This is a genomic window from Pseudomonas sp. RA_15y_Pfl2_54, from assembly GCF_963971015.1.
GTDB classification, from domain to species: Bacteria; Pseudomonadota; Gammaproteobacteria; order Pseudomonadales; family Pseudomonadaceae; genus Aquipseudomonas; species Aquipseudomonas baetica_A.
In genome coordinates this window covers 23,646-39,107 of record NZ_CAXAPN010000045.1, presented here as the reverse complement: position 1 = coordinate 39,107, position 15,462 = coordinate 23,646, and the positions used below count along the sequence as shown (strand labels likewise).

Annotated in this window: 12 protein-coding genes; 9 read left to right on the top strand and 3 right to left on the bottom strand. The window is 58.4% G+C overall.

The features are described from left to right. Window positions 1-154 precede the first annotated feature (154 nt). Genes AACY50_RS26155 through AACY50_RS26145 form a run of 3 tightly spaced genes read right to left on the bottom strand, consistent with a single transcriptional unit; the run spans window position 155 to window position 2,611 of the window. A complete protein-coding gene (locus AACY50_RS26155) occupies window positions 155-922 on the bottom strand; it encodes a TerB family tellurite resistance protein (protein ID WP_339433309.1) in 768 nt (255 codons plus the stop codon). A 1-nt stretch (window position 923) separates the two neighbouring features. Continuing rightward, window positions 924-1,595, bottom strand: a complete 672-nt coding sequence (gene murU, locus AACY50_RS26150) for an N-acetylmuramate alpha-1-phosphate uridylyltransferase MurU (protein ID WP_339433308.1) — start codon at window positions 1,593-1,595, stop codon at window positions 924-926. After that, window positions 1,592-2,611 carry an aminoglycoside phosphotransferase family protein gene (locus tag AACY50_RS26145; protein ID WP_339539497.1) on the bottom strand — a complete coding sequence of 340 codons (1,020 nt, stop codon included), beginning with the start codon at window positions 2,609-2,611 and terminating at the stop codon, window positions 1,592-1,594. Before AACY50_RS26145 ends, murU begins: the two co-directional genes overlap by 4 nt. A 1,122-nt stretch (window positions 2,612-3,733) precedes the next feature. On the opposite strand from AACY50_RS26145, the gene ltrA reads away from it, so the two are divergent. The 9 genes from ltrA (at window position 3,734) to AACY50_RS26100 (ending at window position 15,441) form a co-directional block, all read left to right on the top strand. Continuing rightward, window positions 3,734-5,431 carry a group II intron reverse transcriptase/maturase gene (gene ltrA / locus AACY50_RS26140; RefSeq protein ID WP_057449615.1) on the top strand — a complete coding sequence of 566 codons (1,698 nt, stop codon included), beginning with the start codon at window positions 3,734-3,736 and terminating at the stop codon, window positions 5,429-5,431. Between the two features lie 155 nt (window positions 5,432-5,586). Beyond that, window positions 5,587-8,388, top strand: a complete 2,802-nt coding sequence (locus AACY50_RS26135; RefSeq protein WP_339433306.1) for an LPS-assembly protein LptD — start codon at window positions 5,587-5,589, stop codon at window positions 8,386-8,388. Then, window positions 8,369-9,685 (top strand): peptidylprolyl isomerase SurA, encoded by a 1,317-nt coding sequence (surA, locus tag AACY50_RS26130; RefSeq protein ID WP_401138670.1) that lies wholly within the window; start codon window positions 8,369-8,371, stop codon window positions 9,683-9,685. Before AACY50_RS26135 ends, surA begins: the two co-directional genes overlap by 20 nt. Continuing rightward, on the top strand, window positions 9,682-10,671 hold the full coding sequence (gene pdxA / locus AACY50_RS26125; RefSeq protein ID WP_339433304.1) for a 4-hydroxythreonine-4-phosphate dehydrogenase PdxA: 990 nt from the start codon (window positions 9,682-9,684) through the stop codon (window positions 10,669-10,671). The genes surA and pdxA overlap by 4 nt, the downstream gene beginning before the upstream one ends. Next, window positions 10,668-11,486, top strand: a complete 819-nt coding sequence (gene rsmA / locus AACY50_RS26120; protein WP_339433303.1) for a 16S rRNA (adenine(1518)-N(6)/adenine(1519)-N(6))-dimethyltransferase RsmA — start codon at window positions 10,668-10,670, stop codon at window positions 11,484-11,486. The genes pdxA and rsmA overlap by 4 nt, the downstream gene beginning before the upstream one ends. A 113-nt stretch (window positions 11,487-11,599) precedes the next feature. Further along, window positions 11,600-11,980, top strand: coding sequence for a Co2+/Mg2+ efflux protein ApaG (gene apaG, locus AACY50_RS26115; protein ID WP_339433302.1), 381 nt, complete (start codon window positions 11,600-11,602; stop codon window positions 11,978-11,980). After that, window positions 11,980-12,861 carry a symmetrical bis(5'-nucleosyl)-tetraphosphatase gene (locus tag AACY50_RS26110; protein WP_339433301.1) on the top strand — a complete coding sequence of 294 codons (882 nt, stop codon included), beginning with the start codon at window positions 11,980-11,982 and terminating at the stop codon, window positions 12,859-12,861. Before apaG ends, AACY50_RS26110 begins: the two co-directional genes overlap by 1 nt. Window positions 12,862-12,894: 33 nt before the next feature. After that, window positions 12,895-13,224: a thiosulfate sulfurtransferase GlpE gene (gene glpE / locus AACY50_RS26105; RefSeq protein ID WP_339433300.1), complete on the top strand. Its 330-nt coding sequence runs from the start codon at window positions 12,895-12,897 to the stop codon at window positions 13,222-13,224. A gap of 294 nt (window positions 13,225-13,518) precedes the next feature. Beyond that, entirely contained in the window at window positions 13,519-15,441 is a 1,923-nt protein-coding gene (locus AACY50_RS26100; protein WP_339433299.1) for a PrkA family serine protein kinase, read from the top strand. Window positions 15,442-15,462: the final 21 nt, after the last annotated feature.

Below are 15,462 nucleotides of genomic sequence, written 5' to 3'. Positions count from 1 at the left end.
GGCGCTTGGGTGAAAGGAGGAGGGTGAAATCTCCCACGGTCTGTACTGCGCTAACAGTCAGAATCGAGCCTTGTCCCTCCTCCTCCCTTCAAGTCCTACCATACAAGCGGGCTTGCTCGCGAAGAGGCAAGTGCTAACAACACCCATCTAGTGCCTAACGAAAATCCCGCCGTTCCCGAATCAACGTGTAGGCGTTGTGCAAATCGCGGGTTTTCTCGGTCGCTTCACGCACCTGTGCCGGTGTCGCACCGCTGCCGGCAATCTTGTCCGGATGATGCCGACTGAGCAAACGTCGATAAGCCCGTTTGATCTGCGCCGGCTCGCTGGACACCGAAACACCCAGCAGACGCATCGCTTCCTGATAGCTCACCGCCGCACTGACGATTGGCCGCTTGCCGGGCTCGTAATCACTGGCCAGTGCCTGCACCTGATGCGTCGTCCAGCCCAGCCATTTACCCCACTGCGCCAGCAACTCCCGCTCACTGACGCCAGCTCGACCGTCGGCCCAGACCATCCGCCAACACGCACGCAATACGCCTTCGGCCGCGTGCGGCTGCGCACTCAAACGCCGAAGATAGCCGCGCAGACGATCACTGCCGGACTTGCCGCGATTGAACGCCGCAATCGCCCGACGCATCGCCGGGTCGCTCATTTCCAGCGCTCGCATCTCGTTGCGCGCCTGCTGAATATGCCCGTCCGTAACCCGGCCATCACTCTTGGCCAGACGCCCGAGCAACACAAACAACAATTCGTCGTTGCGCAACACCGACCGACCACCGAGTTTTTCCCGCAGATGCCCCCAGCTCTGCAAGTGCAGGCGCCGATCCAGCGCCTGCCCCAACAACGCCCCAAGCATGGCCCCCGGAATGCTGGCGATAGCAAAACCCGCTCCGGCTCCAATCAGAGTCCCTGGCCACAACATATCAGCGACTCGCTTCTATCAAGGTTTGAGCTTCGGCCAGACGCTCGTGCGTGCCGACATCAACCCAATGGCCCTTGAGTCGCTCGCCAGTAACCTCGCCTTCAGACATGGCCTTGCGCAGCAACGGCGCCAGTTTGAAGGCGCCGTGTGCACAACCCTCGAACAGTTGCGGATGGAGCACGGCGATGCCGCTGTAAGTCAGCGTCGCGGCATCCGCCTGGCCATCAATCACTTGTCCGTCAACCAGTGAGAAATCACCGGCCGGGTGATGCGCCGGATTGTCCGCCAGCACCAGATGCGCCAGACCGGGGATCGGTTGGTGCAGCACGCTGAAGTCGTAATCGGTCCAGATGTCACCGTTGACCACCAGAAACGCGTCGTCACCGAGCAACGGCAGCGCCCGGAAAATACCGCCGCCGGTTTCCAGCGGCTCGCCTTCCGGCGAGTACTGAATGCTCACCCCAAACTGCGAGCCATCACCCAGGTAATCCTCGATCTGCTGACCCAGCCAGGCGTGATTGATCACGATCTCGTTGAATCCGGCTGCCGCGAGGGCGCGCAGGTGATATTCGATCAACGGGACGCCGCCGGCACGCACCAGCGGTTTGGGCGTGGTCAGGGTCAGCGGGCGCATGCGCTCACCTTTGCCTGCCGCCAGAATCATTGCCTTCATGCCGTCGCTCCACCACGCAGGCTGGTGAACAGCGCTTGCAGTTCCGCCAGCTCAGGACGACGAGCGATCACCGCCTCTATATAAGAGAAGAAGCGCGGTACATCGGCCAGATAACGCGGTTTGCCGTCGCGATGGCAGATGCGCGCGAAGATGCCGATGACTTTCAGGTGACGCTGCACACCCATCAGGTCGCTGGCGCGCAGGAAGTCATCAAGATCTGGCTGCACCGGAATGTTCAGCGCCGAGGCTTGCTGCCAGTAACGTTCCAGCCATCCGCGTACGCGCTCTTCAGGCCAACTGAGGAAGGCGTCCTTGAACAGACAGGTCACGTCGTAGGTCACGGGGCCATACACCGCGTCCTGGAAATCCAGCACACCGGGATTTGGCTCGCTGAGCATGAGATTGCGCGGCATGTAGTCGCGGTGCACCAGCACTTTTGGCTGGGCCAGGGCGCTATTGATCAACAGATCGCTGACCCGTTGCCACTGTTGTTGCTGAGTCGCATCGAACTCGACACCGAGTTCACGCTTCACGTACCACTCAGGGAACAGTTCCAGCTCGCGGCGCAGTAAAGCAACGTCATAACTGGGCAACGGCGCAACCATCGGCAACTGCTGAAAAGCCAGCAATGCTTGCAGGGCATCGTTGAACAATGCGTCGGCATTTTCAGTGTCGATCACGTCCAGATAGGTCTTGTTGCCCAGGTCATTGAGCAAAAGAAATCCGCGTTCGAGGTCTTCTGCATAAATTTTCGGCACATTTATTCCGGATTTCGCCAGCAAAAAGGCGATATCCACGAACGGTTTGCAGTTTTCCTGGGGGGGCGGCGCGTCCATGACGACGAAGCTGCGACCCGCGCCCTCCCAACGGAAGTAACGGCGAAAACTCGCGTCGCTACTGGCCGCGGTCAACGTGGCCGGGGGCACGGCGCCCCAACCCTGATCTGCAAAAAGGTTTGCCAACTGCTCATCGAGCCAAAGTTTCAGGTGTTGCAAGCGTACATCTTGGTCAGGCATTGCAAGGGTCTCCGACGGCGCTAGCCGTCAAGCGGGTCATGCTTTATTATCCAGCATCTTGTGCGACACGCGTAGCGTGCCTCCAGCTTCGCGATGAGGAGTCATCGTGAAGGGTTCTTGCAAAGGAACCAACAGCCCGGCAGCCAATTCGGGAAACAAAACCGCCCAAGGAGTCCTTCGCTTAAAAAGACTCGTTGTCGCTGCGGCGCAATAGCGAACCCAAAACCACTTAGCACTCGGAAGCGTGGTTATGGTCCGGATTTCGGACTGGGAGTGCTTACTTCATCACATCGGCCCCATGGCCTTACTCTGACGGGAAGAATCCCCGCAGGGGTTCCTCCTTCTGCAAATAGGGGGAACATCACCCAGACAAGCCGTTTTCCTACGGTCCTTGTCCATTTCAACTGGAGACATGAGCGAAAGTTCTGTCTGTCATTGTCCAACTGTTGCAGTCACTGAACAGTAGCGGACTCGTTGTGCGACCAACGATAGCCTAGGAAGACATGCGTCACTGGTAACGGTGGGGTATGAAGCTCTTCCGACAATGTAGCCCCCGTCAGGGCGTGATCTTGCTGCGAGGCAAGTCATGGATGCTCGGAGCAGTACCGGGTTGAGGCGCTAGGCTGGCTGGCAAGGGCAACGTAAGTGAACTGCTGATAAACGCCGTAAGGATAACCATGCCCAAACTGCTGTCAGGCATGAACCAAAAGGTACGAGGCCAGATATTCCTGTGGGATGTGGGAATACGTCGCTGCACAAGCCTCCGGCGAAAAGGCAGGTCCTAAACCAGTCGTGTGACAGTCAGGGAACGTGGTAAGCCCGTATGGCTGCCTTCGGGCAGGCAAACCGCAAGGTGAACTGTTGGCTGTGCGGGTATGGGATCGCAGAGAAAGCGAACGCCGGGCTGTAATGGTTCGGATAGGGATTGGAACATTATCCCACGGGAAACCGGGCAGACTTCTGCGTGGTCTTTCGTCGCATGAATGCTGATTGAGCCTGTTTCAATGAACTTCGAGGTCCAGAAATACCGGACCTTCCAATAGTCCAACCCTGACGGGAGCGCCCCTCCTCATCAGGGGATGCGTACGTCTTTTGCTCAGGGTCATCTGAGAGGAAGGCAGCATGATAGAACACAGCCAAATGGCCGTGTCTGCGCCTTCCGACGTTCCGCAGCAATGGCACGACATCGACTGGTGTCGCGTTCAGCGGAACGTTCGGGCAATGCAGATACGGATTGCGAAGGCTTGTCGGGAAGGCAACTGGCGCAGGGTGAAAGCCTTGCAACGGATGCTGACCCGCTCACGCTCGGCCAGATACTTGGCCGTACGGCGAGTCACTGAAAACCAGGGTAAGCGCACGGCGGGAGTCGACCGCGTGCTCTGGGATACACCGGATGCCAAATGGAAAGCGGCAGATGGATTGAAGCGCCACGGGTATAAACCTCGGCCGCTACGGCGAGTGTTTATCCCAAAGTCGAATGGAAAGGAGCGCCCTTTGGGCATCCCGACCATGACTGACAGGGCAATGCAGGCGTTGTACTTGCTTGCTCTGGCGCCCATCGCAGAAACCACGGGTGATCCCAATAGCTACGGCTTCAGGATCGAACGCTCGACGGCGGATGCGATGGGGCAGTTGTTCGTTTGCCTGTCCAAGAGGCTATCGGCCAAATGGGTTTTGGAAGCGGACATCAAGGGCTGCTTTGACCATATCAACCACGACTGGCTGATCCACCACGTCCCTACGGACAAAATGGTTCTTCGCAAATGGTTGAAAGCAGGCGTGATCCATAAAGGCCAGCTTCAGGCAACGGATGCCGGTACACCTCAAGGCGGGATTATCTCGCCGACCTTGGCAAACATGGTGCTGGATGGCCTGGAAACACAGCTCAAGCGATATCTGGGCGTGACACGGGCCAAGAAGCTGAAAATCAATGTAGTGCGATATGCGGACGATTTTGTGATCACTGGCGAATCGAAAGAGGTGCTCGATAGCGAAGTCAAACCTTGGGTGGAGCAGTTCCTCGCGGTGCGCGGATTGCAGTTATCCCCTGAGAAAACCCATGTCGTCCATATAGATGAAGGCTTTGACTTTCTGGGTTGGAATTTCCGCAAGTACGGCGGGAAGCTTCTGATCAAGCCGAGCAAGAAAAACGTGAAAGCGTTCTATCGCAAGGCCAAGGAGGTCATCAGCACCAACAAAGCGGTGACGCAAGAGGATCTGATCCGATTGCTGAACCCGATGCTGCGAGGCTGGGCGTTCTATCACCAGCCAGTAGTCGCCAAGAAGGCGTACAGCCGCATGGACTTTCAAATATTCCAAGCGCTATGGCGCTGGGCAAAACGGCGACACCCGAACAAAAACCTCGACTGGATCAGGAAGAAGTATTTCCAACTCATCGAGGGTCGAAACTGGGTGTTCTGCACCACGTTACTGACAGAGACTGGGGACAAAGAGGAGATCAGGCTATACACCCTTGAGGCTACGCCGATCGAGAGGCACAGAAAAATCAGCGGGGAGTACAACCCGTTCGATCCTTCGATGGAGGAAATGGGCGAGAAACTGCGGATGTCCCGGATGCTCGGGAAGCTGAAATACCGTAAACAAGTATCAAACCTGTTTCAATCGCAAAAAGGTCTGTGTTTACTGTGCAAGAACCCGATAACCAGGGAGACGGGGTGGCACGACCACCACATCATTTATCGCTCACAAGGCGGTGGTGACTCGCTAAGCAACCGGGTACTATTGCATCCCATTTGCCACCAGCAGCTTCATGCTCGTGGGCTAACAGTGAACAAACCGGCTCCCGATTTCGGGGGTTAAGTAGAGACTTGAGCCGTATGCGCTGAAAGGCGCACGTACGGTTTTTAGGGGGGAGCAGGCCAGAAATGGTCTGCTCCTACCCAACTTTCAGACCATCGAGAGGCGTGCGGCCCACACCGCGGGCAGATGGCACGCAGGAAGCCCGGACTAATAAGATGGCATTGAAATCCCCCGCGTTTCGTAAAAAATTTCCGTTGTTGGTAACCGGCAGTCTGCTGGCTATGCAACCTCTGGCCAGTCAATTCGTTGTCGCCGCCGAGCAGTATGACTGCTCTGTATCGGCTACGGGTGCCTGGGACTGTTCGCCCAAGACGCCGGCCGCTGCATTGCCGCCGCGTCCGGTGCATGACGGCAGTGCCGTCAGCGCCACCGGCGAAGCCCCGGCACAGAACGGTTCGACCACCGACACTGGCGCCAAGCCCGTGCTGGTCACCGAAGCCAAGGGCCGCGGTTTGAAATCCCGTAGCGAAGACTTCAGTCACCTCGACTGGGTTGCGCGCGAGAAGCTCACCGCCGCCCAATTGGCCGAGACCGGTCCATATTGCTCGGGTGCTTATATCGAGCCGATTCGTCCTGGCATGAATGACAAGACGAATAAAAGCGATGCTCCGACCTTTATCGGCGCAAAAGCCTCTCGCTATAACACCGATGATCAAGTCGGTACGCTGGCCGGTGATGTCGTCCTGCGTCAGGGCAGCATGCAGGTCGAGTCCGACGAGGCCAGCCTGTATCAGGCCGAGAGCCGCGCCGAGCTCAGTGGCGACGTGCGTATCCGTGACAACGGCGCGCTGATCGTTGGCGACCACGCCGATGTGCAGCTCGACACTGGCGAAGCCAAGGTCGACAACGCCGAATACGTGATGCACAAATCGCGCATTCGCGGTAACGCGCTGTACGCCAAGCGTGCCGAAAACGCGATCATCCGCTTGAAGGACGGCACGTACACCACGTGCGAACCGAACAGCAACGCCTGGCAGCTCAAGGGCAACAACATCACCCTGAACCCGGCCACCGGCTTCGGTACCGCGACCAACGTGACGTTGCGCGTCAAAGACATTCCGATCCTGTACACGCCGTACATCTACTTCCCGATCGATGACCGTCGCCAGTCGGGCTTCCTGCCGCCGACCATCGGCACCGGCAGCGACACTGGCTTCATGCTGGTAACGCCGTACTACTTCAACCTGGCGCCTAACTACGACGCCACGCTGTATCCGCGCTACATGAGCAAGCGTGGCATGTTGGTGGAAGGTGAGTTCCGTTATCTGACCAAGTCCAGCGAAGGCCAGTTCGGCGCTGCGTACCTGAACGATGACGACACCGAACGCAGCAAGCAGACCGATTACGAAAAAACCCGATACATGTACAACTGGCAGCACAAGGGCGGTCTCGACTCCCGCGTGCTCACTGAAGTTGACTACACCAAGATCAGCGATCCGTATTACTTCCAGGATCTGCAAACCGATCAGATTGGTGTGAAATCCGGCGACTACGTGAATCAGCAGGGCGCGGTTACCTATCGTGGTGACAGCTATACCGCGCGGTTGAACGCTCAGGCGTATCAGTTGGCAACCGTTTCGAACATCACGCCGTATGATCGTTTGCCGCAGATCACCTTCAATGGTCAGCTGCCGTATCACCCGCAAGGTTTGAATTTCGATTACGAGACCGAGCTTGTTCGGTTTGATCGTGATCTGAAAAGCGGGACGTTCACTCAGGAAGACGGCGTTACGACAGAACCTCGACTGGACAACAACATTCAAGGTCTGGCCCGTGCAAACGGCGACCGTCTGAATCTGAAGCCCGGTGTAAGTCTGCCAATGAACTGGACCTATGGCTTCTTAAAGCCATCGCTCAAGTATCAGTACACCCAGTATCAATTGGATCTGGACGGTACTGGTAAATCCCAGATTGCTGCAATGTCGCCGGAAAATCAGAACCTCTACGGAAAATTCGGTAGCAACCAGAACCGCGGCGTGCCAATCGCCAGCATCGACAGCGGCCTGTACTTCGACCGTAACACGTCGTTCTTTGGCAAGAACTACCGCCAGACCCTGGAACCGCGCCTGTTCTACCTCTACGTTCCTGAGGAAGATCAGAAGGACATTCCGGTGTTCGACACCAGCGAATACACCTTCAACTACGCGTCGCTGTTCCGTGACAACCGTTTCTCCGGCTCCGACCGTGTCGGCGACGAGAACAAACTGTCGCTGGGCGTAACCAGCCGCTGGATCGAAGACAATGGCTTCGAGCGTCAACGCATCAGCGTCGGCCAGGCCCTGTACTTCAAGGATCGCGAAGTCCAATTGCCAGGCATCGATGCAAAAACCCGTGATGACGCGAAATCCAACGTTTCGCCATATGCACTGGAATACGAATACCGCTGGAACCGTGATTGGCGCACCACGGCCGATTACAACTGGGATCCGGACAGCCGCAGCCCACGTTCCGGCAGTGCAATGTTCCACTACCAGCCTGAAGACAACCCGAACAAGGTCATCAACGCCGGCTATCGCTATCGCAATGACCAGGTTCGCTACGACCAGAACACCGGTAAATGGTCGGTGGGTGGTGGTGACTACGGCACTCCAGGCCAGCCTGGCTACGTGAAGGACTACTACAAAATCAAGCAGCACGACTTCTCGGTGATCTGGCCGATCGTGCCGCAGTGGAACGCCATCAGCCGCTGGCAGTATGACTACAACCGTAACCGTACCCTGGAAGCCTTCGGTGGTTTCGAGTACGACAACTGCTGCTGGAAACTGCGCCTGATCAACCGTTACTGGGTTTCCTATGACGAGTTCAGTCAGAACGCACCGGAAAACGAAAAAGGCGACCATGGCGTCTTCCTCCAAATTGTTCTGAAGGGACTCGGTGGCCTCACTGGCGCCAAGGTAGAGAGCTTCCTCGACAAAGGCATTCAAGGTTATCGTGAACGTGAAGACCAAGCTTTCTGATTGTCTGCGCCCGCTTGTGCTGGGCGCGCTGTTCCTGGGTACTGCGGCGAATGCTGCAGTACAGCCCATCGATAAAGTGGTAGCGATCGTCGACAGCGACGTGGTCATGCAGAGCCAACTGGATCAGCGTGTCCACGAAGTTCAGCAGACCATCGCCAAGCGTGGTGGCGGTTTGCCGCCCCCAGGCGTACTGGATCAGCAGGTGCTCGAACGCCTGATCGTCGAGAACCTGCAATTGCAGATCGGCGAACGTTCCGGTATCCGCATTACCGATGAAGAACTGAACCAGGCTGTTGGCACCATTGCCCAGCGCAACAACATGACGGTGGATCAATTCCGTGCTGCTCTGGCTCACGACGGCCTGTCTTACGACGACGCCCGTGACCAGATCCGTCGCGAAATGATCATCAGCCGTGTACGTCAGCGCCGTGTAGCAGAACGCATTCAGGTGTCGGAACAGGAAGTGAAGAACTTCCTCGCCTCCGACCTGGGCAAGATGCAATTGTCCGAAGAACTGCACCTGGCCAACATCCTGATTCCGACCCCGGAAAGCGCCAACTCTGAAGCGATTCAGAATGCCGCGCGTCAGGCCATGGAGATTTACCAGCAGCTCAAGCAAGGCGCCGACTTCGGTCAATTGGCCGTCGCCAAATCCGCCAGCGACAACGCCCTGGAAGGCGGCGACATGGGCTGGCGTAAAGCCGCGCAGTTGCCACCTCCGTTTGATCGCGAGTTGAGCAGCATGGCCGTCGGCGACGTGACTCAGCCTGCACGCACGCCAGGTGGCTTCATCATCCTGAAGTTGCTGGCCAAGCGTGGTGGCGAAACTCAAACCCGCGATGAAGTGCATGTGCGCCACATCCTGGTCAAGCCAAGCCCGATCCGCGACGAAGCCAAGACCAAGGCCTTGGTTCAATCGCTGTACGAGCGGATTCTGGCCGGTGAAGATTTCGCCACCCTGGCGAAAAGCTACTCCGAAGACCCGGGTTCGGCCCTCAACGGCGGCGACCTGAACTGGATCGACCCGAACGTACTGGTTCCGGAATTCCGCGAAGTAATGGCCAAGACCCCTCAAGGTCAGCTGTCCAAGCCATTCAAGACCCAATACGGCTGGCACGTTCTGGAAGTCCTTGGCCGTCGCGCCACTGACAGCACTGAACAAGCCCGCGAGCAGCAAGCCATGACGGTATTGCGTAATCGCAAATACGACGAAGAGCTGCAAACCTGGCTGCGTCAGATCCGTGACGAAGCGTACGTAGAGATCAAACTTCCTGGTGCAGACCAGGCAGCGCAGTGAAACCCAAGCGTTTCGCGCTGACACCCGGCGAACCAGCCGGCATCGGTCCCGACCTGTGCCTGCTGCTCGCCTCGCAAGCCCAGCCACACCCCCTGATTGCCATCACCAGCCGCGACCTGCTCCTTGAGCGGGCCGCGCAGCTGGGGCTGGCCGTCAATCTGCTGGATGTTGCGCCCGGTCAATGGCCGGATGCGCCCGCACCTGAACATAGCCTTTACGTCTGGGATACGCCGCTCAGCGCCCCCGTGGTGACCGGGCAACTGGACAAGGCCAACGCGGCCTTCGTCCTCGAAACCCTGACCCGCGCTGGCAATGGCTGCCTGAACGGCGAATTCGCCGGGATGATCACCGCGCCAGTACACAAAGGCGTGATCAATGAGTCAGGCATCGCGTTCTCCGGACACACGGAATTTCTCGCCGATCTGACCCACACCGCGCAAGTGGTGATGATGCTTGCCACACGCGGTTTGCGCGTGGCACTGGTCACCACTCACCTGCCCCTGCGCGAGGTTGCCGATGCGATCACGCCGCAACGGCTGGAGCGGGTCACGCGGATTCTGCACGCCGACCTGCAAGACAAATTCGGCATCGCCCGGCCACGCATTCTGGTGTGCGGGCTCAACCCGCACGCCGGTGAAGGCGGACACCTGGGCCATGAAGAAATCGACATCATCGAACCCACATTAGAGCGCCTGCGCGGCGAGGGCATGGACCTTCGTGGCCCGCTGCCTGCCGACACTCTGTTTACCCCCAAATATCTGGAGCACTGCGACGCAGTGCTGGCGATGTACCACGACCAGGGCTTGCCCGTGCTGAAGTACAAAGGCTTCGGCGCCGCCGTCAACGTGACCCTCGGCCTGCCGATCATCCGCACTTCGGTCGACCACGGCACCGCCCTGGATCTGGCCGGCAGCGGCAAGATCGATACCGGCAGCCTGCAAGTCGCCCTGGAAACCGCCTACCAGATGGCCGAGACCCGTTTATGACCGAGCAATACCAACACAAGGCGCGCAAACGCTTTGGCCAGAACTTCCTGCACGATGCCGGCGTTATCGACCGCATCCTGCGCTCCATCAGCGCCAAGTCCGAAGACCGCCTGCTGGAAATCGGCCCGGGCCAGGGCGCGCTGACCGCCGGCCTGCTCAACTCCGGCGCACAACTTGACGTCGTGGAGCTGGACAAGGACCTGATCCCGATCCTCAACCAGCAGTTCGCCGGCAAGAGCAACTTCAACCTGCATCAAGGCGATGCGCTGAAGTTCGACTTCAATACGCTCAACGCCGCGCCGAACAGCCTGCGCGTAGTCGGCAACCTGCCTTACAACATCTCTACGCCACTGATTTTCCACCTGCTGAGCAACGCCGGCATCATTCGCGACATGCACTTCATGCTGCAAAAGGAAGTTGTCGAGCGCCTGGCAGCGGGTCCTGGTGGCGGTGATTGGGGTCGCCTGTCGATCATGGTTCAGTACCACTGCCGCGTGGAACACCTGTTCAACGTCGGCCCGGGAGCGTTCAACCCACCGCCGAAAGTCGACTCGGCTATCGTCCGTCTGGTCCCGCACGCGGTACTGCCGCACCCGGCCAAGGATCATCGCCTGCTGGAGCGCGTTGTTCGCGAAGCCTTCAACCAGCGCCGCAAGACCCTGCGCAACACGCTCAAGCAATTGATGACGTCTGCCGAGATCGAAGCCGCCGGTGTCGATGGCAGCCTGCGCCCCGAGCAACTGGATCTGGCCGCCTTCGTGCGCCTGGCCGACAAGCTCAGCGAGCAAGCCCCAGAGACGCCCGCCGCCGACTGACAAGTGATGAACGCTATCGGGCAGGACGCCACTCTGGTTTACTGCCCGATACTTGCCTAGACTGATTCCCCATCAGCTACGCCCCGCGTTCCGCTTCGTTTAAGGCCTTTTGCATGTCCGATTCCCGTTACCAGGTCGATGTCAGCGTGGTTACCCACTATCTGGCAGACCAATCGCAACCCGAGCACGACCGCTTTGCCTTCGCCTACACCATCACCGTACAGAACAACGGCGACAAGCCGGCGCGACTGATGTCGCGACACTGGGTCATCACCGACGGAGACGGGCACGTCGAAGAAGTGCGCGGTGCAGGTGTCGTGGGTCAGCAACCGTTGATCGATGCAGGCGAAAGCCACACCTACAGCAGCGGCACGGTAATGACCACCAAGGTTGGCACCATGCAAGGCACCTACGAAATGGTCGCCGACGACGGCAAGCATTTCGACGCGATCATCAAACCCTTTCTTCTCGCCGCTCCCGGAGCGCTGCACTGATGGCCACGTATGCCGTCGGCGACCTGCAGGGCTGCCTCGAACCGCTCAAGTGCCTGCTCAAGCAGGTCGCGTTCGATCCGGCGATCGATCGGCTGTGGCTGGCAGGTGACCTGGTCAACCGCGGCCCGCAGTCGCTGCAAACCCTGCGATTTCTATATGGCATGCGCGAGTCACTGGTCTGTGTGCTCGGCAATCATGACCTGCACCTGCTGGCCGCCGCAAAAAACATCGAACGCCTGAAGAAATCCGACACCCTGCGCGAGATTCTCGACGCACCCGACGCCGCCGACTTGCTTGAGTGGCTGCGCCAGCAAAAGCTCATGCACTACGACGAACAACGTGACGTCGCCATGGTGCATGCCGGCATACCGCCGCAATGGTCGCTGCGCAAAGCCTTGAAGCTGGCCGCCGAAGCCGAAGCGGCGCTGCGTGACGATAATCTGCTGCCGCTTTATCTCGACGGCATGTACGGCAACGAGCCGGCAAAATGGGACAGCGACCTGCAAGGTGTGCCTCGCCTGCGCGTGATCACCAACTATTTCACCCGCATGCGTTTCTGCACCGCCGAAGGCAAACTTGACCTCAAGAGCAAGGAAGGCCTCGATACCGCACCGCCGGGCTATAAACCGTGGTTCCTGCACAAGGAGCGCAAGACCCTCGGCTTGCGGATCATCTTCGGTCACTGGGCCGCCCTCGAAGGCCAGGTCAGCGAACCGGGCATCGCAGCGCTCGACACCGGTTGCGTGTGGGGTGGCAGCCTGACCCTGATGAACGTCGACAGCGGTGAACGCCTGTCATGCAAATGCGACGAACACGGTGGCGTCCTGCCGTCAGTCGCACCACTTACCCCCAACACCTCGCCAGTCAGCACACCACGCTAGACTGCGTATTCAGCCGAGCTACAGGAACCCGCCATGAGCGAAGTCAAACGAATCCCCCCGGAACAGGCCCAGGCCCTGCGCGAGAAAGGCGCCGTCGTGATCGACGTCCGCGACCCGCAAACCTACGCCGCGCTGCACATTGCCGGCTCCCAACATATGGACAACCATTCCATCGCCGATTTCATCCGTAACGCCGACCTCGACGCACCGCTGGTAGTGGTCTGCTATCACGGTAATTCCAGCCAGAGCGCAGCAGCGTACCTGATCAGCCAGGGCTTCTCCGACGTCTACAGCATGGACGGCGGCTTCGAGCTATGGCGTACGACTTATCCTGCAGAAACCGCTCAAGGCTGCGCGCAATAATTTTTTTGTCAGGCGCGAGCCCCGGCTGCCGTGGGCCCGCGCTGGGCAGACAAACGGTCTGCCACACATAATTACGTATCTCGCCTTTACCTCCCGAATTCCCAACTATCCTTAAGCCCAGGCCATCCAAAACAGGGGAGAGCCGGTACACCGGCGCACGGGTCATCGGGAGTGACTTTCAAGGTTGTCGACCGCGAAAGTGTTCTGGGGGGTAAACAAGCAGCCACGACGGCCGCTTGCCAGCATCGACTGACTGATCCGGCGTCGGCTCCACGTATCGAGCGAGGTGACGTCATGAGTATCTTTAGCCACTTCCAACAACGCTTCGAGTCCACACGCCAGGAAGAACTCTCACTGCAGGAGTACCTGGAGCTGTGCAAAACGGATCGCAGCGCCTATGTTTCCGCCGCCGAGCGTCTGTTAATGGCTATTGGCGAACCGGAACTGCTCGACACCTCGACCAATTCGAGGCTGTCACGCATCTTCTCCAACAAGGTGATCCGTCGCTATCCGGCCTTTGAAGACTTCCACGGGATGGAAGAATGCATCGACCAGATCGTCTCGTATTTCCGCCATGCCGCCCAAGGCCTGGAAGAGAAGAAACAGATCCTCTATCTGCTCGGCCCAGTCGGTGGCGGTAAATCGTCCCTGGCCGAGAAGCTGAAACAGCTGATGGAAAAAGTGCCCTTCTATGCAATCAAGGGCTCGCCGGTATTCGAGTCTCCGCTGGGTCTGTTCAACGCCACCGAAGATGGCGCGATCCTCGAAGAAGACTTCGGCATCCCTCGGCGCTACCTGAACACCATCATGTCGCCATGGGCAACCAAACGCCTGGCCGAATTCGGCGGCGACATCAGCCAGTTCCGCGTGGTCAAGCTGTACCCGTCGATCCTCAACCAGATCGCCGTGGCCAAAACCGAACCGGGTGACGAGAACAACCAGGATATTTCCGCGCTGGTCGGCAAGGTCGACATCCGTAAACTCGAGGAATACCCACAGAACGACGCGGACGCCTACAGCTATTCGGGTGCGCTGTGCCGGGCCAACCAGGGCCTGATGGAATTCGTCGAAATGTTCAAGGCACCGATCAAGGTGCTCCACCCGTTGCTGACCGCCACACAGGAAGGCAACTACAACAGTACCGAAGGTCTGGGCGCGATTCCGTTCACCGGGATTCTGCTCGCCCACTCCAACGAGTCGGAATGGCATACCTTCCGTAACAACAAGAACAACGAGGCGTTCATCGACCGGATCTACATCGTCAAGGTGCCGTACTGCCTGCGAGTCAGCGATGAAGTAAAAATCTACGACAAGCTGCTGTTCAACAGCTCCCTGGCCAAGGCCCACTGCGCGCCCGACACCTTGAAGATGCTGGCGCAGTTCACCGTGCTGTCACGCCTCAAGGAGCCGGAAAACTCCAACATCTATTCGAAAATGCGCGTGTACGACGGCGAAAACCTCAAGGACACCGACCCAAAAGCCAAATCGATTCAGGAGTACCGCGACTCGGCCGGCGTCGACGAGGGGATGAACGGCCTGTCGACCCGCTTCGCGTTCAAGATCCTTTCGAAAGTCTTCAACTTCGATCCCCATGAAATCGCCGCCAACCCGGTGCACCTGCTCTATGTCCTGGAACAGCAGATCGAACAGGAGCAGTTTCAGGCCGAGACGCGCGAGCGCTATCTGCGTTATCTGAAGGAATACCTGGCACCGCGCTACATCGAGTTCATCGGCAAGGAGATTCAGACCGCGTACCTGGAATCCTACAGCGAGTACGGCCAGAACATTTTCGACCGCTACGTGCTGTACGCAGACTTCTGGATTCAGGATCAGGAATACCGCGATCCGGAAACCGGCGAGATTCTCAACCGCGTAGCCCTGAACGAAGAACTGGAAAAAATCGAAAAACCGGCCGGCATCAGCAATCCGAAGGATTTTCGCAACGAGATCGTCAACTTCGTACTGCGCGCACGGGCCAACAACAACGGCAAGAACCCGACCTGGCTCAGCTACGAAAAACTGCGGGTGGTCATCGAGAAAAAAATGTTCTCGAACACCGAAGACCTGCTGCCGGTCATCAGCTTCAACGCCAAGGCCAGCAAGGAGGATCAACAAAAGCACAACGACTTCGTTACACGAATGGTCGAACGTGGCTACACCGACAAACAGGTACGGCTACTTTCCGAATGGTACCTACGGGTCCGGAAGTCGCAGTGAAGCAGTTGCAAGCTTCTAGCT

Bases quoted from the DNA above. Each gene is read 5' to 3' on its own strand.
- AACY50_RS26155 (WP_339433309.1), bottom strand. From the start codon at position 922: ATGTTGTGGCCAGGGACTCTGATTGGAGCCGGAGCGGGTTTTGCTATC.
- murU (WP_339433308.1), bottom strand. From the start codon at position 1,595: ATGAAGGCAATGATTCTGGCGGCAGGCAAAGGTGAGCGCATGCGCCCG.
- AACY50_RS26145 (WP_339539497.1), bottom strand. From the start codon at position 2,611: ATGCCTGACCAAGATGTACGCTTGCAACACCTGAAACTTTGGCTCGAT.
- ltrA (WP_057449615.1), top strand. From the start codon at position 3,734: ATGATAGAACACAGCCAAATGGCCGTGTCTGCGCCTTCCGACGTTCCG.
- AACY50_RS26135 (WP_339433306.1), top strand. From the start codon at position 5,587: ATGGCATTGAAATCCCCCGCGTTTCGTAAAAAATTTCCGTTGTTGGTA.
- rsmA (WP_339433303.1), top strand. From the start codon at position 10,668: ATGACCGAGCAATACCAACACAAGGCGCGCAAACGCTTTGGCCAGAAC.
- apaG (WP_339433302.1), top strand. From the start codon at position 11,600: ATGTCCGATTCCCGTTACCAGGTCGATGTCAGCGTGGTTACCCACTAT.
- AACY50_RS26110 (WP_339433301.1), top strand. From the start codon at position 11,980: ATGGCCACGTATGCCGTCGGCGACCTGCAGGGCTGCCTCGAACCGCTC.
- glpE (WP_339433300.1), top strand. From the start codon at position 12,895: ATGAGCGAAGTCAAACGAATCCCCCCGGAACAGGCCCAGGCCCTGCGC.
- AACY50_RS26100 (WP_339433299.1), top strand. From the start codon at position 13,519: ATGAGTATCTTTAGCCACTTCCAACAACGCTTCGAGTCCACACGCCAG.